Genomic DNA, 20,658 nt, shown 5'->3' with positions numbered 1-20,658 from the left:
TATTTTTGCCGAAAACAGATTTTTTTGAATTTGTTGTATTTTTCTCTTGTGTGTGTAAGGGCTTTCATATAAAGTTTAACTAAACCGGTTTACCAAACCGATTTAGTCTTAAAGGAAAGGAGTATTAATGTGGCTTCTGATTATGGCATTTTTACGATCGGTGATGCGATGATCACCTTAAATCCCGCAAGCACAGGGCCTTTGCGTTTTGTTACCCATTTTGAACGAAAAGCAGGAGGAGCTGAACTGAATTTTGCGATTGCATGCGCCAGATTGAATCTGCACTCAAAGTGGGTCAGCAGGCTGGGGAAGGATGAGTTCGGCAGAGTGATTTATCAGTTTGCCAAAGGAGAAGGAATTGATGTGACTGACGTCTCCTATGTTGAAGGCTTTCCTACATCTTTAAATGTCAAAGAGATCAGAAATGACGGTTCAGGCAAGACGTTTTATTACCGTTTCAATTCACCAATTCTGACTCTTGCACCGGAAGATATAACAGAGAATATGTTTGCCGGCATTCACATCGTTCATCTTACCGGCGTGTTCCTCGCGCTTGATAAGAAAAACCTTGAAATTGCTGAAAGGGTGCTTTCCATCGCCAAAGCAAGGGGGATTCCCGTATCTTTTGATCCGAATATCAGGCTGAAGCTGTGGACGATTGAGGAGGCGCGTGCGGCATTTCATCAAATCTTTCCGCATACTGATATTCTTCTGGCGGGCCGGGACGAAATGAAACAGCTGACAGGTCTAGGGGAAAATGAGGCATTAGCCCGGTTTGCAGAGACCTATTCAATCAGTCAGCTTGTCATAAAAGACGGTGAAGCAGGTTCTGCGCTGTATCATGATCATAAGTGGGTTCACAAAGAGGCTTTCCCGGTTGCGCCTGTTGACACGGTAGGAGCGGGTGACGGCTTTAATGCCGGTTACCTGTACAGTTATCTGCATGGTTTTGAACCGGAAAAACGTCTGGAGTTTGCCAATGCGGTCGGTGCGCTCGTCACCACAGTTTCCGGTGACAATGAAGGGCTTCCCTATCTAGAAGAGGTTCTGTCATTTGTAAACAAAGAGACTGTGATTGAACGTTAGCAAGCACAACTTAAAAAGCGGGTGAGAAAATGAAAGCGGTTCTAGTACGGAAAGCATTTGATCTGGTGGTGACGGAATGTGAGAAACCGTCTGTTGTCCACGCGGATGATGTTCTTGTCAAGGTGAAGCGGGTCGGAATTTGCGGATCAGATTTGCATATTTATCATGGGACAAATCCGTTAGCGTCCCTGCCGAGAGTAATCGGTCATGAAGTCACAGGGGAAGTCGCAAAGACCGGTTCTCTTGTCCGGCGTTTCAAGCCGGGTGACCGGGTAGTGATTGAACCGATATCTTATTGCGGAACATGCTATGCCTGCCGGAAAGGACGTCCGAACGTCTGCAAAGCGCTTTCGGTGTTCGGCGTTCATGAAGATGGCGGGATGCGGGAATATATCGTGCTTCCGGAAAAGCAGCTGCATGCCGTTTCGCCCGATCTGCCCTGGGAGGAAGCGGTCATGGCAGAACCATATACGATCGGCGCCCAGGCCGTTTGGAGAGGCGGAGTCGAGAAGGAAGATACCGTTTTGATTCAGGGGGCGGGGCCGATCGGAATCTGCATATTAAAAATGGCAAAGCTCAAAGGCGCTTCCGTCATGATAACCGACTTGAATGATGAACGCTTGGCATTCGCTGAAAAAAACGGTGCGGACGTTACCGTCAACGCGCAAAAAGAAGATCCCGTTTTGCGGGTGAACGAATGGACAAAAAATGAAGGCGCCAATGCCGTCATTGATGCCGTCTGTCTCCCCTCAACGTTTGAAACGTCTATTGACGCGGTGTCTCCGGCCGGTCATGTGGTTGTGCTTGGTTTTGATGAGAGGACTGCCGGCATTTCTCAGCTTCCGATCACAAAAAAGGAAGTCACGATAACCGGTTCAAGATTGCAGACGAATCAGTTTCCGTACATTACAGACTTACTGAATAAAGGCCTGTTAACGCACGGCGGTCTTATTACACATACATTTTCAGCAGATGACGTCCATCAAGCATTTCAGTTGATCGAACAGCACCCGGGCAAGGTGGGAAAAGCAATCATTACGTTTGATTAAAGGAGGAGCGAGAATGCTGCCTAAGTACGTTATTTACGAAAAACTTCTGCATGCACAAGTGGTGGCTGTCATAAGGGGACAAAACAGCCAAGAGGCGCTTGAAGTTTCAAGAGCGGCCATTTCAGGAGGTATCAGCGCCATTGAGCTTACATACACAACTCCTGAAGTGGAAGATGTCTTTAAGGAACTCCGGCATCAAGATATTCTTCTTGGAGCCGGCTCTGTAATGGATACAGAAACGGCGAGACACGCCATTTTATCAGGCGCCTCATTTATCGTCAGCTCTCATTTTGTAAAAGAGATAGCATCTCTATGCAACCAGTACAGCGTACCGTATCTTCCGGGATGCATGAGCGTGTCTGATATGGCTTTGGCGCTCGAAGCCGGATGTGATGTGGTAAAGCTGTTCCCCGCTAATTCGTTTGACCCTTCATTTATCAAGTCGGTCAACGGTCCTCTGCCGAATGTCCGCATTATGCCGACCGGGGGTATCTCATTAAACAGCATGAATGACTGGCTCTCTGCCGGAGCGGTCGCGGTGGGTGTGGGAAGCGACTTGACAAAAGCATATCAAAAGGGCGGCTATGAAGCTGCCGTATCCCTCAGCAAAGAATACGTCTGCCGAAAACACGAATATACGGGGGTGTAACATGAATATCACGTTTCGCTGGTATGGCCAAGGTAATGATACGGTGACTCTTGAACATGTCAGACAAATTCCCGGGGTCAAAGGCATCGTCTGGGCTCTTCACCAGAAGCCCGCGGGCGAAGTATGGGAAAAGGAGGACATTGAAGCGGAAGTCAGATTCATTCAATCCTATGGGTTTCATGCAGAGGTCGTGGAAAGCGTGAATGTTCATGAAGCCATTAAACTCGGTCATGAAGAACGCGGACAATATATTGAGCACTATAAACAGACCATTCGCAATCTGTCCGAATTCGGTGTGAAAGTCATCTGTTACAATTTCATGCCGATATTTGACTGGACGCGTACCGATATGTTCCGCGCGCTGGAGGATGGGTCAACCGCACTGTTTTTTGAAAAAGCGAAAGTGGAAAGTCTATCTCCGGAGGAACTGATCCGCACGGTTGAAGAATCTTCTGATTTGACGCTTCCCGGGTGGGAGCCGGAGAAAATGGCCCGGATCAAGGAACTGTTTGAGGCCTATCAAACGGTTGATGAAAAACAGCTTTGGGCCAATCTTGAGTTCTTTTTACATGAAATTCTTCCTGTAGCGGAGGAACACGGCATTCAAATGGCCATTCATCCGGATGATCCGCCCTGGTCAATTTTTGGCCTGCCCCGTATTATCACCGGTGAGAAAAGCTACGAAAAGCTGCGAGAGATTTCAGATTCACCCGCCAATTGTATTACGTTATGCACGGGTTCGATGGGAGCGGATCCCGCCAATGATATGGTGAAGATCGCCAAACACTATGCGGGAGCTGCGCCGTTTGCCCATATACGAAATGTGAAAATCTGCGATAACGGTGATTTTACGGAAACTTCGCATCTTACCAGTGATGGGTCCATTGATATTACCGGTGTGGTAAAAGAATTGCACGGCCAAGACTATAAAGGATATGTACGGCCTGATCACGGCCGTCATATCTGGGGCGAACAATGCGGCCGGGTTATGGTTTATATGATCGTGCCTTAGGAATTATGTACTTGAACGGACTGTGGGATGCGTTCTCGTCTCATGAGAAAGGGGTGAAGAGATGAGACCGATTCATGAACGTTTATCAGGAAGAACCGCTGTCATAACAGGCGGGAGCGGTGTTCTCTGTTCAGCAATGGCAAAGGAGCTTTCACGGCAGGGGATGAAAATTGCGATCGTCAGCCGGAATGCTGATAAAGCAGAGCGTGCGGCGGGCGAGATTGCTGACGCTGGAGGAACCGCGGTTTCTGTACCGGCTGATGTTTCAGCCCGTGATTCGCTCGAAAAGGCAAAAGACGAGATTATCAGCCGGTTCGGTTCTGTCAATCTTTTAATTAACGGAGCCGGGGGAAATCACCCTGATGCGATCACTGCCAGTGAGACGTATGAAGAGGATGAGCAGGGCACATCATTTTTTGATATGGACGAAACGGGGTTTTCCAGCGTTTTTTCAACCAACTTTACCGGTGCATTTCTGGCATCGCAAGTGTTTGGAAAAGACCTTTTGAAGGCGGAATGTCCCGCGATTATTAATATTTCTTCTATGAGTGCGTATACACCGATGACAAAGGTGCCTGCCTACAGCGCGGCCAAGGCGGCGATTCAGAATTTTACGATGTGGATGGCTGTTCATTTCGCAAAAAAAGGGATGCGGGTGAATGCCATCGCTCCGGGTTTCTTTTTGACAGCGCAAAACCGTGAGTTGTTATTACAGGAAGATGGAAGTCTGACAGACCGATCCAATAAGATTATGGCACATACACCGATGAAACGTTTCGGGAAACCGGAAGACCTTCTGGGAACGCTCCTGTGGCTTTCGGATGATTCATGCTCAGGCTTTGTCACAGGGGTCACCGTTCCCGTCGACGGAGGTTTTATGGCTTATTCCGGAGTGTGACAGAATCCATGTCCCTGTCAGATTGTAAACTATTTACTTCTGACTTATACTAGTGAAAAATGAAGACAGACGGGGATGAGTCTATGAAAACCATTACAATTTCTGATGTGGCGAAATATGCAAACGTATCTAAAAGCACCGTATCTCAATTTTTAAATCAGCGCTATGACTATATGAGCGAGAAAACGAAACAAAAAATAGAAGCGGCCATTCAAGAGCTGAACTATCAGCCGAATTTCGTCGCCCGCAGCTTAAAACAGAAATCAACATTTACAGTAGGTGTGGTGGTGGCTAATATTCTTCACACCTTTTCCACTCAGGTCATCAGGGCGGTGGAAGACTATTTTCATGAACAAGGATTTCATATTATTGTCTGCAATGCGGATGATGAACCGGAAAAAGAAAAGAAATATATTGAAATGCTGCGGGCCAAGCAGGTGGACGGAATTATTATTTTTCCGACGGGCGAAAATCTCTCTTTATATGAAAAGATGAAACGCGATACGTTTCCGGTCGTGTTTATGGACAGAACCATTGAAGAACTCGGGATTCCGACAGTGATGCTTGATAATCATCATGCAGCCGGTCTTGCCGTTGACCGGTTTATCGAAAGCGGCATAAAGAGAATCGCGATTATTACGACGTCCATTATTCGGGAAATCAGTCCGAGGGTAGAAAGGATTGAAGGGTATAAGAAGGCGCTTGACCGCCACGGAATGATAGTGCGGAACGAATATATCAAAACAGCCGATGCGGCTGATATTTCCAATGTTTTGTCAGAGCTGTTCTCACTTGAAGAGCCTCCGAAAGCGATATTGGCGGCAAACGATATCGTTCTTGTTGAGGTGCTGAAGTATATGAAGGAGCATGATATGACAATTCCGGATAAGGCAGCCGTCATCGGAATTGATGAAGTTCCTTTTGCGGGTTTTTTTACTCCTCCGATTACGACGATCGTTCAGCCTGCGGCAGAAATGGCGCGAAAAGCGGGAAGCCTTCTTCTTCGCCAGATACAAGAAAAAGATGGCGGTGAAAAACGGATTCACCGCTATAAACCGGCGCTGCTCGCAAGGCAATCCGGATAACCGGTTTCATTGCATAAACCGGTTTACTCCGGCAATTTTAATATCTGAATATTATGAAATAAGAGGGAGGGATTTTATGTTCTCAAAGGATAGATTCCCTATTATTCTTCTTTTATTTTCAGCCGGGGTGATTAACTATTTAGACCGCTCAGCGCTGTCTATTGCAGCGCCGTTCATACAGCAGGATCTCACATTGTCGGCAACCCAAATGGGGCTGATTTTCAGCAGTTTCTCTGTCGGATACGCTGTGTTTAACTTTCTCGGCGGTGTTGCATCTGACCGGTACGGGGCTAAATTGACATTGTGTACGGCGATGATCGTTTGGTCTCTTTTCAGCGGAGCGGTTGCGCTTGCTTTCGGATTTGTAAGTCTTTTGATTATCCGTGTTTTATTCGGTATGGGGGAGGGGCCGCTGTCGGCTGCCATAAGCAAAATGGTCAACAATTGGTTTCCTCCGTCTCAGCGCGCCACGGTCATCGGCCTGACAAACAGCGGAACGCCGCTCGGCGGAGCGATCTCCGGCCCGATTGTCGGGATGATTGCTGTGGCGTTCAGCTGGAAAGTTTCCTTTGTCCTGATCATGATCATCGGTTTAGTCTGGGCGCTCATCTGGTTTAAATTTGTCAAAGAACGGCCGGCGCCGACGGAAGACGCCCCGGCAATGAAAGCAGCGATTCAATCGCATGAGCAGCATATCCCGATGACCTTTTATTTGAAACAAAAAACGGTTCTCTTCACGGCTTTTGCCTTTTTCGCCTACAACTACATTTTATTTTTCTTCTTAACATGGTTTCCGAGCTATCTGGTGAAAGAACGCGGTTTAAGTGTTGAATTTATGAGCGTGGTGACTGTTATTCCCTGGATTCTTGGATTTATCGGTTTGGCGGCAGGCGGAATGATTTCTGATTATGTATTCAAAAAAACCGCCGGAAAAGGGGTTTTGTTCTCACGGAAAGTCATTCTTGTCACTTGTCTGTTCGCTTCCGCTGTACTGATCGGATTTGCCGGACTTGTTACCACTACCGTAAGTGCCGTTATTCTCGTTGCTTTATCAGTCTTCTTTTTATATATAACGGGCTCTATCTATTGGGCGGTCATTCATGATGTGGTTGATCAAAGGAATGTCGGGTCAGTCGGCGGCTTTATGCATTTTCTTGCAAACACGGCCGGTATTATCGGGCCTGCTTTAACCGGCTTTATCGCGGACAAAAGCGGATCATTCTCGGGGGCGTTTTTGCTTGCAGGCGGATTAGCCGTTTTGGCCTCGGCTGCGGTAATCCGTTTCGTGCGTCCGATTATCATTCAAACCGCTTCTGAAGATAAAAAAGACACGATACCTTATTCATAAGTCATCAAAGTCACTGAGGCTGTCCTGCCGATAACGGGATGGCCTTTTCGTTCTGCCGCTTGATCTGTTCCTATGATAATATAGGAATTGTTTACAAAAGAAGGGAAGAGGAGGGGGCATGAAACAGAAGCCGATATATGTCGAAATCTATATTGCATCTGATATAGAAACGCTTTGGGAATATACGCAAACCCCGCATCTTCATAAGGAATGGGATCTGCGTTTTTCTGACATTACATATCTTCATAGGCTGCCAGATGAACCGCAGAGATTTCTATATGAAACACGAATCGGTTTTGGGCTGAAGGTATGCGGCACGGGCGAATCAATAGGTGACATAAGGCCTCGCTCGTCAGAAAGAGTGTCTTCGCTCGCTTTTGCCTCTGATCATCCGCTGTCACTTATAAAAGAAGGCAGGGGCTACTGGAAGTATATAGAGCGGGATAACGGACAAACCGCATTTTTGACTCAATATCAATATGAAACGGCCCGCGGTCTGCCGGGAAGTTGGATAGACCGGTTTTTATTTCGTCCTCTGCTAAGCTGGGCTACCGCATGGAGCTTTGATGCGTTGCGGCTTTGGATAGAACAAAACAGACATCCGAAGATATCAGTCCGTTTCGGGTTTGTCTATGTCTGTATGTGTCTCGTATTCAGTATGTATTGGTTTTTTCAAGGCTTTCATGATGGCTGTGCCGATGCAGAGATCGTGAGGGGAGCGCTGGAGACAGGGTTAGGGGTATTATGGCTGCTTCCCATGCGGAGAAAGTGGCTGATTCACACCGGGCAGTCAGTCTTCTTTTGTGTAACGGCACTGCTATATTCCGGCGGCGGATTCGTGATCTCATTAGGAGTGCTTACGATAGCCGGCATGATTCTTAAGCTCAAGCTGCCGAGCGCCTGGCATACAAAGCGAAAGAGAGAAGTGAAATGACGGATTCAATGTATGAAAAAACGATTACTCATTATCAATCACTGCACCCGATGCTGCAGAAACGGTACAGATTTGACGGATCACGCACGTTTTGCGGAGAAGGCGTTATGTCAGAAATAAAGGGAGGTTCTTTTCTTGTCAGAATGCTTTTAAAGACAGGTGTTTTTTTCAGATGTTTTTTCTCAGAGAGGGGAAACGATATCCCTTTCACTATCGAAAACAAAAACAGGCAAAATGGCGTGGAATGGAATCGTACCTTTTTCTTTAAAGGCAAAACGCGTTTTTTTGATGCGGTCATGGAATATGATGAGCGGGAAAACAGAATTCTTGATTACTTCGGCAAACCCCGCATCCTACTGTCTGAACTGCATTTAGAAGCGTCTTCAGAAGGAGGGCTTGTTATTACATCCGGAAGGCAGTGGCTCCTGATAGGCGGAAAGAAAATCCCGCTTCCGGCATGGCTGTGCGGCAGTTCAACCGTTTATGAGGCTTATGATGAGGAAATGAATAGCTTCAGCATAAAGGTTCATGTGAAAAATCGGATACTCGGCACGCTTTTCTCTTACCGGGGGACTTTCCGGGAAACAGAGGGAGAAACATGCTGAAGCGTCATCTCATGGTAAGCGTGATTTGCTTTTTGGGATTTGCGGCGGCTGAAGCTCCGCATATATCAGCTGCTGAGACGTTTGTTTTATTTTCCGTACTTTTTTTCGTTCCTGCTGTATTCGATTTTGCTTTTCGGCCGTCAAAGACCTTAGAGAATGTGTTGTTACGGAGTTATCCTGTTGCCGCTTTATGTGCGGTGCTTGCGCTTGTCACAGACTTCAGTTTTTTTGCCGTTGTGTGGCTCATTTATACGTTTGGGCTGGCACTGTATGCTGTCCGGCGGCTGATGAAAACAAATATTCACAGAACAGAAGAGATGTCTGTTATGGCGGGTTTCATTTATTTGGCCGGGGGCGGATTCTGGTTCTTCGCATATGTCCTTGAGATTCCCGTCATGAATTTCGGCCCGCTTATCGTTCTGCTGACGGCGGTGCACTTTCACTATTCCGCTTTTCTCATTCCGATCTTTAACGGATTGCTCGGCAGGATCATACGGGAGAAACGCGAACTTTACCGGTGGAGCACGGTCATTATTTTGATTTCGCCGATCCTTATTGCCTTGGGGATTACATTTTCAAAGACACTTGATGTGATTGCTGTCGCTCTGTATCTGGCGGGTCTGTATGTAAATGCATATCTCGTCTTTAAGGCGCCGTTTGTTACGAAAACAGGCAGGATCTTGATCAGGAGTTCTTCGGCTGTGTTAATGATCACAATTGCTTTTTCTTTGATATATTCGTACGGTGTCTACCGCGAGGAGGCAACGCTCACGATCAGCCAGATGATTTGGATTCACGGGGCCGTCAATGCATTCGGCGTTATCCTGCCGGCTTTGGCGGGGTGGAGGTTGGAAAATCCGAGACCGTTTGATGAGGGCAGTGATAGAACGTTCAGCCGTATTTACGGGAAGAGAACGATAGGCAAAGAATTTTTGACTGATATTCATGCAGCAAATGACATCCATTATACCGGCCTTCTGAATCAGATGAGAGAACTGCATTCTGAAGACTTTTCAATTGAAAAACTGGCGCCGGCCGTTATTTCCTTTTATGAAGAGACAATTGATTATGACATCATGGCAAAAGTGACGTGGAGCAGATGGTTTCGTCCGTTCGCGCGCGTGTACGAGCCGTTCAGCAGAAGAGCGGGGCAGATTCACCTGTCCATGAATCCGGATTGGTATATTATGCACAGTGATATCATAGGCGTTGACTCTGACAAAGACGGCAGAAAAAATGTCCGTGCGTGGATCAGAACAAATGAAAAGCAGGAAACCGTTTTTACTGCGCTGTATTCAGCGTACAGGGCAAAAGGGGAAGGATACATGAATATATCTCTCCCGCTGCCGTACGGCCAAATGACGGGCATTTTAAAACCTTATGCGCGTAAGCAGAATCTTGTTTTGACAAGCAGACGGCGAAAAAGCGGAGCGGGTGATGAAGGGATTTATCTGCAGACGAAATGGGGGGCGTGTCATCTTCCGCTGGCAGAGACATTTCTTATTTCAGCCCAGAGCGAAACAAGCCTGAAGGCCGTTCATCATATGTGGCTGTTCGGACTGAAATTTTTAACTGTGCATTATCGGATCACTCATGCTTCCGCAGGTAACCGAAGCAAATAACAAGCTGCAGAGCCGTCTGTTCATCAGGCGGCTTTTTCTCATCTACATGGGTTATATTCACCATTTTATTTGCGAGCTTTTTTGCGGCAGATGACACGAAAGGAGTCATGCGCTGGATCTCATTTATTCTCGTGTTAGCTCAGCTGTCAGGGATGGGCATGAGCGGTTATGTTGTCAGTGAATGAGGATGGGACGCAGCCTCGGTCTTGCCAGTCTTTGCCTGTCTTTCATGATTCGCGAAATGAAAACGACCGCAAAGATACCTGTTACATTGAGCGGTATGGTGAAGGCAGCCGGGCATATGTCCTTGCTGAAAATCTCGTTTTTATCCATTTTAGCCCATGACATGATTTTTACGAAAATGTTTGGCTTCACAACGGCATATGCGCTGCGTATAGGTGTCAGTGAGAAAGAAATCAGCTTGTTGTATGTGGGGATCGGATAAAATTCATGACAATATATGTATTTTTAGTGAAAATAAGTATCCTATCTACAAAATATGACAAATTCCCTTTGTACAAGATGGTAAAATCAGATTACCTGCTAAGTGAGAAAGCAGCAGGCAATAAATCATAAGGGGGCAATATTAATGTTAAAAAGTAAAATTAAAAAAATAGCCGGTGCGGCTGTAATTGCTGGAGCATTATTAGTTTCTGTGTCGCCAGCAAAAGCAGAAACTCTTCCGGGATTGATCTGGGTCATGGACAAATATACTGACGCTTTTAAATTCGACATGTTTATTAAAAACGGAAATGAAAAATGGGTTTATGTTTACACAAGATTATCCGATGGCAAAGTTGATGTGGAAGAAGTAAAGTGTGAAACAATTTATAAAGATCGATGCTATGTAAAGCAGTAAGAAATAAATACAAATCGTAATACATCCTATTTTTTTAATTCTGTCTCACCAACTAAGTATACTTAAGATAACGAGACAGAATTTTCATTAAAGATTTAACTTCCTAGAATATATATTATGTAAACTAGATAAAATGAAATTCATATCCAATAATCTATCTTCATCATTTTAATACCAAAACCTCTACCTCCTCAATAAATTAAATTGGTCATAGAGGTTTTTGAATTAATGAGCTACCATGAGGACGAAACTGAAAATCTATTCTTTCTCTTTAAATTATATTCACCCATAATAGATTAACATGGATAAAAATAAACCGAACCTGCAGAAATCTTTGAATTAATCATAAAATCTTTGTTCTCTAAAGCTTTTTTAATTTGGTCTTTTTTATAAGGAATATGAATAGTTGGTACCTTTAGCATAGAGTCTTTAAAAACAGGGACTCGACTCCATAAATTCACCACTTCTGATCTGAAAACCTTTGTAGTGCAGTCGATGATGTCACTCTTTTCGGAAAGTTCAGGGTATACAACGATAACTGGTAGCCCCTTCACATTAATACCGTAATCAATTTCTTCTCGCAAAGCTTTGCTGTTTTCAGTATGCTTACTTAAAAAAAAGATTATATTTTTTGATTGATCTAATCTTTTTCTTAATCTTGGCTTTAATGTTTTCTCCCAATCACTACCGTCCCGTACATTGTATGTTTTATCGTGGGAGTCATTAAATGGGTAGTTATTATCTTTTCCTTTCCATGCTCTTAACATGTTATACGACACAAAATCCTTGGTTGCATTAGCCCCTAAACTACTTTCACTAAACGGTTCACTGACATAGAAAGCAGCATAATTTCCATTCCTATAACCCATTCTTCTCAAACTCCTTTAACTTATAAAAATTGATCTTCTTGTGATCATTTTTGTACAAAAGAATTGTAACTTTGGCTGGTTCTCTAAACTTTACTTTACTGATCTGAAATGTCCACAACATTATATGTAATAGTTCATTGACTCCAACATCAGAATCCACATGTCTTGTTATTCCAGAACCTAATAAGGGGATAAACACTTCTTTGCTTGCATGTAATGTATTGATTTCATTCCATACATTAAGCATGCAGCTTGCATATTCATTTAGTTTTAATTGGGCACGATTTTCCCTATCAAACTTCGAAAAAGCAACTAGAAAAAAATCCATATCTTTAAAGACTGATCCCAAGCTGTAACGTGTTGTTTTTCCTCCAAAAGGTCTTTCAACATTTTTTTCTTCAATTTTAAGTTTTACGTCATCTTTAATTTTCTGATCCAACTCAGTGATATCTTGATGTGAATAATAACGCTTTATATATTGACCATTTAATGTTTCGCGGGCGATTATTACGTCATCTACTTGAGTGTCAAAATACTCATTAAATGCAATGACTTTATAATTATTTCTTGGCACTTCAAAAATATCACCTTTTTTAATTTCAACTTCGGAACCATTGAGATTAAGAGTGATATTATTCATAAAAAGTAGTCTAATGAATTGAACAATTATTATGACTAGCGACAACCCTACTAATATAAGTAAAATAATTAATCTACAACGAGCATCCAAGTCTAGAAATGAAATGAATGTACTCACACTAGTTGGAATAGTCAGAATTATACTCAGAGCCCACCTTCTAAATGTCTTATCTCTTATTAATTCTTTAAACTTCCACATAAAACCTCCAATGTTAGTATTGCGATCACTACCTATTATATTCATATTTTCAATTTATTACAATGAAAATATGAATATAGAACCATGACATAAATCTTGTGTAATGATTATGTCTTATCTAATAATGAAGAGCGCCTTTGACTAGGCCCTCTTCATTATTAGATTTAAATTGAACATCTGTTCAGTGAATCATATCTACTCCTGGGCTTTCTTGAGATTGCTAACAACATTTGTACAGGCCCATATACTGTTTCAGAGTTTCATCCGCCACGTAAACCTCCTTGTATTGCTGTTAAGATGATAAAAGCGGACATCGTTGCTGATGTCCGCCTAAAGCTTAACTAATTGGGTTCTGTTCCCCAAATCAGTTTTCCTTGATGATATAATGTGATTTTTTTCGTTGTTTTAAACGTATTTGATTGGAAAAAGGAATAATCGCCGCTTTGTGCATAATTGCTCCAGTCATCATTGTGAAGACGAAGCTGAATATTCCCTGTGCTTGCTCCCGGTGACAGCGTTCCTGTTTTAAACCCCAGTTCCAGATAGGTATCTGCACCTTGCTTAGGTTTATGCAGCGTCACAAATTTGTGGGTCAGATTGCCGCATCCAATCTGCGCGTAGTCACAGTCAAAGTCAAAGTTTTGGCCTTTGTTTTTCACGTTATACCAGTAACGGGCAGTGACATCTTTTAAATCCACCGTCGCATCGCCGTTATTTTTTATGTGAAGCTGCGGGCGGATTTGATTGCTGTTCACACGCCCATCCCCTGCTTTGTATTGTACAGAAATACCTTTTTCCTGTGTGGGGTTATCTTGTGCTGGCGTTTCAGGGCGTTCTTTCGTTGAATCTTTGTAGCCGCGAATGTTTTCTCTAACGAATGTTCCTGAAGCAGTTAAATCTGTAAGCGGCCAGCCGCCTGTTTTAGATGCTCCCGGCTTTAAAGCCGAGGATGATTCCTGCTTATCAGAAAGATTCCAGTTCACCCAGCTGATGTTCTTGCTGTCGAGATAATTCAGCCATTCCCGCGACTGGCCAAGGAATACACCGCCATTTCCAGACGCATCGCTTGTTCCCCATTCCGTCACGAAAATAGGCGCTCCTTTGCTGAGTGCGTAGTTTGCTTTATCCCGTAAAGATTGGCCGTGTGTGCCGGCATAAAAATGAAGCGCGTACATGACGTTTGCATCTTTTAGCTGGTCATCGGCAGCATCATTCACATCCTGGCTCCATGTACCGGTTCCGACAATGATGATGTTGTCTGGATCATTTTTGCGGATAACGGAAATCACTTCTTCCGCATACGGTTTAATATCACGCTTCCAGTTCACGTCACCGTTTGGTTCGTTTGCAATTTCATAAATGACGTTTGGCGTGTTTCCGTAAAGACTTGACATCTCCTTGAAAAATTCTTTTGCCTTCTCTTTATTTTGGTTTGGGTTGCCGTCATTTAAGATATGCCAGTCAATGATGACATATATCCCAAGTTCTTTTGCCGCTTCAACCGCTTCTTTTACTTTATTTTTCACGGTCGGGTTGTCAATATAACCGCCATCTGCCGTATACATTGCCGCGCGGAAAACGGTGATGCCCCAATCGTCTCTCAGCCATTTTAAGCTGTCTTTATTGACGAAATCGCCATACCATTGCAATCCATGTGAACTGATCCCTTTCAGTTGTACCGCTTTGCCGTCTCGGTTTACGAGTTGTGTACCTTTTATGCTAAGCTGACCATTCTTGGCTACTGGCGTTTTTGTCCCTGCTGCAGATGCCGGCGAAGGCAGCAAGCCGCCCATTGTCAATACCGCAATCAATAAACACGTAATAAAAATAGAAATTGACCGTTTCATATCTAATCTTTTCCTCCCTCGCATCATTTTGGCTCTTCACTTCTTATGAGCTCGAACTCATTGTAAAAATCTTTCTCATGATTGTCTATCAACCTAATTTCTTGTTTTTGAGAGGTGTAAAAGCCTGTCAATTTGCTCTATCTCTATTAAATAAGACACACCTGACACATATAGAACAAAGAAAACCGGACTGAAACGGGACTTTACACGTCATTTTTCAATCGAATCCAACGTAGACACGCTGAATGTGATGAGTCTCAATATGGCATTGAATCTTATGATTGCTGTAAGAAGACGAGCCCTTGCCCGTCCTTGTTAATGTAAGGTTGATGTAAGGTTTGGATTAATACGGGTTAAGGTTGGAGTTGTACAATAAGATTGTACTTCAGTGAGGGATTCAGCCAGAAGAATTCCCCTTCAATAAATCATAGAGGTGAAAAGGTTTGAGAGAAAATAAAATTTTGTCTTCATTATGTTACTTCAGTATATTTTTTGCGCCGTTTCTGTTTCCGATTATCGTCTATTTCTTAGGCCAGGACGATGTGAAATATCATGCGAAAAAATCTTTGTGGACGCATCTGATTCCTTATTTGATTTTTGTAATTGGCATCATCGCTTCAGGTTTACTTGGTATGAATGACATCAGGCACGCCGGGCCTTTCCTGCTTGCGACGTATGCTGTTACATTCCTTGTGGCGATCTACTTTTTCATTTGGAACATTGTCAAAGGAATCAAAGTGTTTTCGGAACAATAGGAAAAAAAGGTTCTGTTATTGATCAACAGAACCTTTTTTTGTATAGCCATTATGATAATTGTATATCTATCGTTGTCCCTTCTCCCGTGGTGCTTTGAATGGTGATGTCCCCTCCGTGCTTTTGGATAATATCCTTTGCTATGGCCATTCCAAGACCAGAGCCTGCATGCGTCGTTCCTGTATTTGTGCCCCTGTAATAGCGATCAAACACTTTTTCCAGCTCCTCTTCTTCTATCCCTTTGCCGTTGTCCTTAATTGTCACATGAGTTCGTTCTTTTTGTTCAAGCTGTACAACGATCTTCACATCAGGATCATTGTGAACGAGGGCATTTAAAATGAGATTCGTGACCGCTCTCCGAATTAATATCGCATCAAGGTTCAGCATCAGCTTTTCCAGGTTCGTTTGAAGTTCAATGGATTTATCCGCATATCTAGAATCGTTTAACATATCAATTAACGTTTCCCGCAGCAGCGATACAAGGTTTACCCGCTCTGTATGTAACATCACATCGTTGTTTTTCAGCCTTGTCGTTAAATTTAAATCTTCCATCACATCTTTCATATAGAGGGATTTACTCTGAATGATCTGGGCGTACTCTCTGATCTGTTCGACTGTGAGATGGTAATTTGGATCTTGGATGATTTCTGCATAGCCTTGAATAGATGCTAATGGTGTTTTAATGTCATGAGAAATATGACTGATCCACTCTTCACGCATTTGCTCTAATTTATCTTTTTCTTTTTTGCTTGAAGATAGTTGTTCCGATAAATGATTGACATTATAGAAGACATCTTTATAAATGCCTTTGGATTTCATTTTGATCGTATAATCTCCATTAGCTAACCGCTGGATTCCTTGAATGACACGGCCGAGCGGTTTTGTGAGCTGCCGGCTGAATAGATAGCCGATGAGTAACGCGATCAATGCATCTATTGATAATAATATGATGGTCCCTGCATTGAACTTCGTCACAAATTCCTTGGTATCATATGAGAGGACATATTTTCCGAGAGAGGGATTTTTAAACCCTATAAAGTAACTGTACTCCTTGCCGTTTACTTTTTTTCCGCCGGCGTAAATGGTTGATAATAATTGTTCATCCTTATATTTATGTAAATTTACAATTTCAATAGGCGTATATTTTTCCTTCAGTCCTTTAGGTTCTCTATCATGATAAACATCCTGTCCGTTTTCATCTAATATTTGAATCCATGCATTCTGCTCTTTTAAAGCTTTTTGGCCCTCTTTGTTTACTGTGATACCATTGTTCGATAACGTGACATATTGTCGGAATGATCTTGTGAAAGTTTCCGGTGTACTTTCTTCGTTATGTTGGCTGTTCGCCTGGAAAACGAGCCAAAACATAAAAATAAATAAATTAATGAAGACTGTAATGATGGTCACGATAATGACAGAGACCATATATCTGCCTGTTAATCGCCAATTCATCCTTACGCATCCTTTACAACAAATTTGTAGCCTAACCCTTTCACAGTGACGAGAAAGTCTGGTTTTGATGGGATGTTTTCTATTTTCTCACGGAGCCTGCGTATATGAACCATCACCGTGTTGTCAGAACCGAAGAAATCTTCTCCCCATACAGCTTGATAGAGTGTTTCTTTACTGATCACCCGATTGGGATGCTGCAGAAAATAGGTCATAAGCATAAGTTCTTTAGGTGTTAACTCAATAGCCGCTTCATTTTTGGTGAGCTCAGCTTGTTGTTGGTTTAATTCAAATGGTCCTTTTTTTATTACGGTTCCGGTTTGAGAAGGCTGTAAGTAAGAGACCCGTCTCAGCTGCGCTTTGACCCGATATGCAACTTCCTTAGGGCTGAAGGGTTTTGTAATGTAGTCGTCTCCGCCGATGGCAAGTCCTACAATTTTATCCGTTTCCTCCCCCTTTGCAGACAAAAAGATAATAGGAACGTGTGAAATGTCTCTTATTTGCTTGCAGATATCATAGCCTTCACCGTCTGGCAGCATGATATCCAATATCACAAGATCGGGATTTTCTTGATGAAATTGAGCCAATCCGTCACGGGCAGTCGAAGCGGTCACTACGCGATCAATGCCTTCTCTTATTAATACGGTTTTGATCAGTTCCAAAATTTCTTTTTCATCGTCTATGATTAATACTTTGCTGTGAAGCCGTGACATATATTGATCACTCCTTGAAGTCATTGTCATTATTATACCCAATGTCCGTGTATCGTTAAAAAAATCAACACTTCTCTCCCACAGAAAATAAGCCAATTTTCTTTTTCGAGTAAGAAAATTGGCTTATTGCAATGCTGATGCCTTTAACGCTTTACAACAAATGTTGTCACGCTTTGAGACGGAAGATGGGCCCAAAAATGATTGTCCGTTACTTTGAGATCCGTTCCAGGTTGAAGATTGCTGCTGCTGCTCGTGATCCATCTGGATACTTGCGAAGCAGTTCCATTCTGCAGTACAAAGTTTTGGTTGACCCCTGTGTTATTTTTATTAATGGCAACAATCACGACTTTATTGTCTCCTTTATAGGCTGACACGTAAACATTCGGTTCAGGATTTTTCGTTGCATCAATCCTTACATAGCCAGGGCGCACAAATTTTGAGAAATGAGCCATATTGTATCCGCGTTTGCTGATCATCCCATCTTCTTTCATAGGGCCGTATGATCTGCGGATGTACCACCACACATAAGCTTGAAAATCTCCCTCTACCATTGAATGATGAATATGCTCTGAAACACCTAAAGCCTCAGGCCAGCGATCCGCTGAATTGTTGTCACTGTTCGGATAGTATACCTCCGTCATCCATAGCTCTTTCCCTCCTCCTTTTTGTTTGAAAAGAGGATAAGGGAATTGGCTGACCTGAGTGCCGTACAGGTGGGCTCCGAGGATATCCATATTCCTAAGCGCCTGCGGATCGTTCAAAATGGGGTCCGATATATTTTTCAGGTATTGAAATGATTCCGGCGCAATCACGCGGGCATTAATGGAACCGGCATTTTCTCTCATGAAACGCAGGATTTCTTGGGGCGTCCACCATGTCCATTCGTGAGCGTAATCAGGCTCGTTTTGCATAGAAATCGCATACAGATTCACACCATTACTCTTCATGAAATTAACGAAATCGTTAAGATGCTGCGCGTATGCGGCGTACTTATCGTATCTCAGCCGCTTAGCTGATGTGTCACCATTATGATTGAAAGTCTCAACCATATCGTTCGGCGGATTCCAAGGGGAAGCGAAAACGATTGCTCCATGTTTGATCGCACTCTTTGCAGTCTCCACTTCCTTGTACCAATTATTTCTATTTTCATCTACATGAATTCTTAAGACCGAAAAACCTAACTGATTCTGTCCATTGCCAAAAGCGGTCTCCCGTTGAGGCGCAGTCAAATCTCCAATCCAAGCCGGGTGGTTCATTCCTCCAAAACCGCGAATCACTTGTCTATCTGCAGATATATTAACTGTCGCATCACTTGCTGCTGAAACTTCAGTAACTCCCGGTCCTAAGAGCATGACGGACATCATTGTGAAACATACCAATAATACACAAATTGATTTTTTTACGCTCGACATCATTTTTTCCTCTCTTTCATATGTCTTTTATGGACTTAGAAAACGTACCTTTGCTTATCTTTGTGTAAACTGCCAGTAATCAACGTTAAACAAGTTTCCTGTACCAGTTCCCGTAAATACAAAGAATACGTTGTGAACACCGGATGCGCCGCTTACCGCAGTTTCTATTTCTCTCCAGGATTGCGTTCCGCCTGTCGAAGGGACATTCAAGGTTCCGACAAGCTTACCGTTTGCACTGTCTAGCCGTACTTCTATTTTTCCGCCTCTAGCGGACGCTACATTTGCTTTAAACGTCCTAGCGCCGCCTGACTCGAAGTCTGCATTTCCAACAGCAATCCAGTCTCCGTTATGAATGTTTGTGACATGTTGATTATTGACCGGCCCGCCGGGTGCTGAGGATGCCTCTGTCAAAATTCGTCCGTTCCAGGCAAACGTTTCCGCTTCTACCCGGTGATATGGATTCAAGTTGGATAGCTGTTTGACACCTGCAAAATTTGCCGCTACCTCTTGCAGGGAGCCATCTGGATTATGCACAAGCTTATTAATATGGGGAGAACGGTATCCTTTGCCGGCCCCGTAAAGAGCGGAGCTGACAGTTTGAGTATGATACACCACATACCACTCGTTTTTAAAATTGAAAACAGCATGGTGATTGTTCCCGCCGCCTCCGAAAAATGCTCCCGGATTTTTCAGAAAGTGCCCTCTATACGAAAAGAAACCCATGGGACTTGAGCTGGTCATATAGCCAATCTCACCTGGAGGTTTATCGGCCGGGTGCGCGCCCCCGAAATTGATACAATAGGAATAGTAATATTTCCCGTTATACTTATGCATCCCTGAGTCTTCAAACATAAATGGCGCATCAATGGTCGATGCACTTCCGGCAACACTGGTCATATCAGGACCTAATTTCATGACTCTTGCTGTTTTAGGATTGGCCCATTGTCCCTGTGCGGGATTTGAACCGCCCGGAACGCCTCCGCCGGCATATAGGTAACCGGTACCGTCATCATCTACGAATACTGCCGGATCAAAAAGCCATACAACACCGGACATTCCTGGCGTATTTGGCGTTACCAGCGCTTTTCCGATCGGATCTGTCCATGGACCGGTCGGGCTGTCTGCGGTGAGAACCCCGATACCTCCGCCGCCGTTTGCGAAATAAAGGAAAAATTTATCCTTACCATTGATCTTTTTCACCGCGGCTGACGGGGCCCATGATGCTCCTGCCCATTTGGCAATCCCCCGGCCGCCATTCGCCCCATTGGCACCCGCTGCGGGAATCGCTCCGTGATCTGTCCAGTTCACCATATCCGCTGAAGATATGACGGATATTTTATTCAAATTGGCAAATGAATTATCCTTAATCGTGCCGTCGCTATTATATTCATAGTCATCGCTTGACATATAGATGTAGACTCTTCCGTTATAGGTCAGCGCAAACGGATCTGCGCCCAGATGATGGTCGATAAGCGGATTTGAATTCCCGGCATGTTTTGCAATTGGAGTGCTTACCGCATTCGCATATTCCCCAGGTAAACAGCTCAATAATAAAGCAAGAATCAATAAACATACGCTGCACTTTTTCATCAGCTTAACATCCTCCTGTTTCCGCATATTAGGTTTTTAA

The 20,658-nt window shown here is 43.7% G+C and carries 19 protein-coding genes and 1 pseudogene; 13 read left to right on the top strand and 7 right to left on the bottom strand.

Annotated features, from left to right (window positions below; genetic code table 11):
• Window positions 1-129: 129 nt before the first annotated feature.
• The 12 genes and pseudogenes from CXL14_RS14050 (at window position 130) to CXL14_RS14000 (ending at window position 11,147) form a co-directional block, all read left to right on the top strand.
• A complete protein-coding gene (locus CXL14_RS14050; protein WP_029973851.1) occupies window positions 130-1,086 on the top strand; it encodes a sugar kinase in 957 nt (318 codons plus the stop codon).
• Between the two features lie 29 nt (window positions 1,087-1,115).
• On the top strand, window positions 1,116-2,135 hold the full coding sequence (locus CXL14_RS14045) for a zinc-binding alcohol dehydrogenase family protein (RefSeq protein ID WP_053285105.1): 1,020 nt from the start codon (window positions 1,116-1,118) through the stop codon (window positions 2,133-2,135).
• 13 nt (window positions 2,136-2,148) lie between these two features.
• A complete protein-coding gene (locus tag CXL14_RS14040) occupies window positions 2,149-2,784 on the top strand; it encodes a bifunctional 2-keto-4-hydroxyglutarate aldolase/2-keto-3-deoxy-6-phosphogluconate aldolase (protein WP_053285106.1) in 636 nt (211 codons plus the stop codon).
• Window position 2,785: 1 nt separating this feature from the next.
• A pseudogene (gene uxuA / locus CXL14_RS14035) lies at window positions 2,786-3,861 on the top strand (mannonate dehydratase).
• Window positions 3,858-4,694 (top strand): SDR family oxidoreductase, encoded by an 837-nt coding sequence (locus tag CXL14_RS14030; RefSeq protein WP_053285107.1) that lies wholly within the window; start codon window positions 3,858-3,860, stop codon window positions 4,692-4,694. The pseudogene uxuA and the gene CXL14_RS14030 overlap by 4 nt, the downstream one beginning before the upstream one ends.
• Before the next feature lie 83 nt (window positions 4,695-4,777).
• A complete protein-coding gene (locus tag CXL14_RS14025; protein ID WP_025650135.1) occupies window positions 4,778-5,779 on the top strand; it encodes a substrate-binding domain-containing protein in 1,002 nt (333 codons plus the stop codon).
• Between the two features lie 76 nt (window positions 5,780-5,855).
• Window positions 5,856-7,127, top strand: coding sequence for an MFS transporter (locus CXL14_RS14020; protein WP_053285108.1), 1,272 nt, complete (start codon window positions 5,856-5,858; stop codon window positions 7,125-7,127).
• Between the two features lie 118 nt (window positions 7,128-7,245).
• On the top strand, window positions 7,246-8,061 hold the full coding sequence (locus CXL14_RS14015) for a hypothetical protein (protein WP_022553278.1): 816 nt from the start codon (window positions 7,246-7,248) through the stop codon (window positions 8,059-8,061).
• A complete protein-coding gene (locus tag CXL14_RS14010; RefSeq protein WP_038461489.1) occupies window positions 8,058-8,666 on the top strand; it encodes a DUF4166 domain-containing protein in 609 nt (202 codons plus the stop codon). Before CXL14_RS14015 ends, CXL14_RS14010 begins: the two co-directional genes overlap by 4 nt.
• Window positions 8,660-10,288 (top strand): YndJ family protein, encoded by a 1,629-nt coding sequence (locus tag CXL14_RS14005; RefSeq protein WP_053285109.1) that lies wholly within the window; start codon window positions 8,660-8,662, stop codon window positions 10,286-10,288. Before CXL14_RS14010 ends, CXL14_RS14005 begins: the two co-directional genes overlap by 7 nt.
• 181 nt (window positions 10,289-10,469) lie before the next feature.
• Window positions 10,470-10,733 (top strand): MFS transporter, encoded by a 264-nt coding sequence (locus CXL14_RS20210; RefSeq protein ID WP_014418036.1) that lies wholly within the window; start codon window positions 10,470-10,472, stop codon window positions 10,731-10,733.
• A 144-nt stretch (window positions 10,734-10,877) separates the two neighbouring features.
• A complete protein-coding gene (locus CXL14_RS14000) occupies window positions 10,878-11,147 on the top strand; it encodes a hypothetical protein (RefSeq protein ID WP_014418037.1) in 270 nt (89 codons plus the stop codon).
• 296 nt (window positions 11,148-11,443) lie between these two features.
• Here the strand turns inward: CXL14_RS14000 and thsB are convergent, their stop codons facing one another.
• The 3 genes from thsB to CXL14_RS13985 all read right to left on the bottom strand — a co-directional run bounded on the left by thsB (window position 11,444) and on the right by CXL14_RS13985 (window position 14,701).
• Entirely contained in the window at window positions 11,444-12,016 is a 573-nt protein-coding gene (thsB, locus tag CXL14_RS13995) for a Thoeris anti-phage system ThsA activator ThsB (protein ID WP_014418038.1), read from the bottom strand.
• The gene (gene thsA / locus CXL14_RS13990; protein ID WP_014418039.1) at window positions 12,006-12,899 is read right to left on the bottom strand and encodes a Thoeris anti-phage system NAD(+) hydrolase ThsA; all 894 of its coding nucleotides are present in this window, start codon (window positions 12,897-12,899) and stop codon (window positions 12,006-12,008) included. Before thsA ends, thsB begins: the two co-directional genes overlap by 11 nt.
• A 296-nt stretch (window positions 12,900-13,195) precedes the next feature.
• Window positions 13,196-14,701, bottom strand: a complete 1,506-nt coding sequence (locus tag CXL14_RS13985; RefSeq protein ID WP_014418040.1) for a cellulase family glycosylhydrolase — start codon at window positions 14,699-14,701, stop codon at window positions 13,196-13,198.
• A gap of 443 nt (window positions 14,702-15,144) precedes the next feature.
• Here CXL14_RS13985 and CXL14_RS13980 point away from each other — a divergent pair, with 443 nt between their 5' ends.
• A complete protein-coding gene (locus CXL14_RS13980; RefSeq protein ID WP_014418041.1) occupies window positions 15,145-15,456 on the top strand; it encodes a magnetosome magnetite crystal formation protein family in 312 nt (103 codons plus the stop codon).
• A 49-nt stretch (window positions 15,457-15,505) separates the two neighbouring features.
• Here the strand turns inward: CXL14_RS13980 and CXL14_RS13975 are convergent, their stop codons facing one another.
• The 4 genes from CXL14_RS13975 to CXL14_RS13960 all read right to left on the bottom strand — a co-directional run bounded on the left by CXL14_RS13975 (window position 15,506) and on the right by CXL14_RS13960 (window position 20,621).
• Entirely contained in the window at window positions 15,506-16,906 is a 1,401-nt protein-coding gene (locus CXL14_RS13975) for a sensor histidine kinase (protein WP_032863999.1), read from the bottom strand.
• Window positions 16,907-16,908: 2 nt separating this feature from the next.
• Window positions 16,909-17,616 carry a response regulator transcription factor gene (locus tag CXL14_RS13970; RefSeq protein ID WP_014418043.1) on the bottom strand — a complete coding sequence of 236 codons (708 nt, stop codon included), beginning with the start codon at window positions 17,614-17,616 and terminating at the stop codon, window positions 16,909-16,911.
• 143 nt (window positions 17,617-17,759) lie between these two features.
• Entirely contained in the window at window positions 17,760-19,031 is a 1,272-nt protein-coding gene (locus tag CXL14_RS13965; protein WP_053285110.1) for a glucuronoarabinoxylan endo-1,4-beta-xylanase XynC, read from the bottom strand.
• A 51-nt stretch (window positions 19,032-19,082) separates the two neighbouring features.
• Complete coding sequence (locus CXL14_RS13960; protein ID WP_032864008.1) at window positions 19,083-20,621, bottom strand: glycoside hydrolase family 43 protein; 1,539 nt, start codon at window positions 20,619-20,621, stop codon at window positions 19,083-19,085.
• Window positions 20,622-20,658: the final 37 nt, after the last annotated feature.

The sequence above is a fragment of the Bacillus sp. SJ-10 genome (genome assembly GCF_002843505.1).
Lineage (GTDB): Bacteria > Bacillota > Bacilli > Bacillales > Bacillaceae > Bacillus > Bacillus velezensis.
The sequence above is the reverse complement of the archived record's forward strand: the minus strand, read 5'-3'. Positions and strand labels throughout refer to the sequence as shown.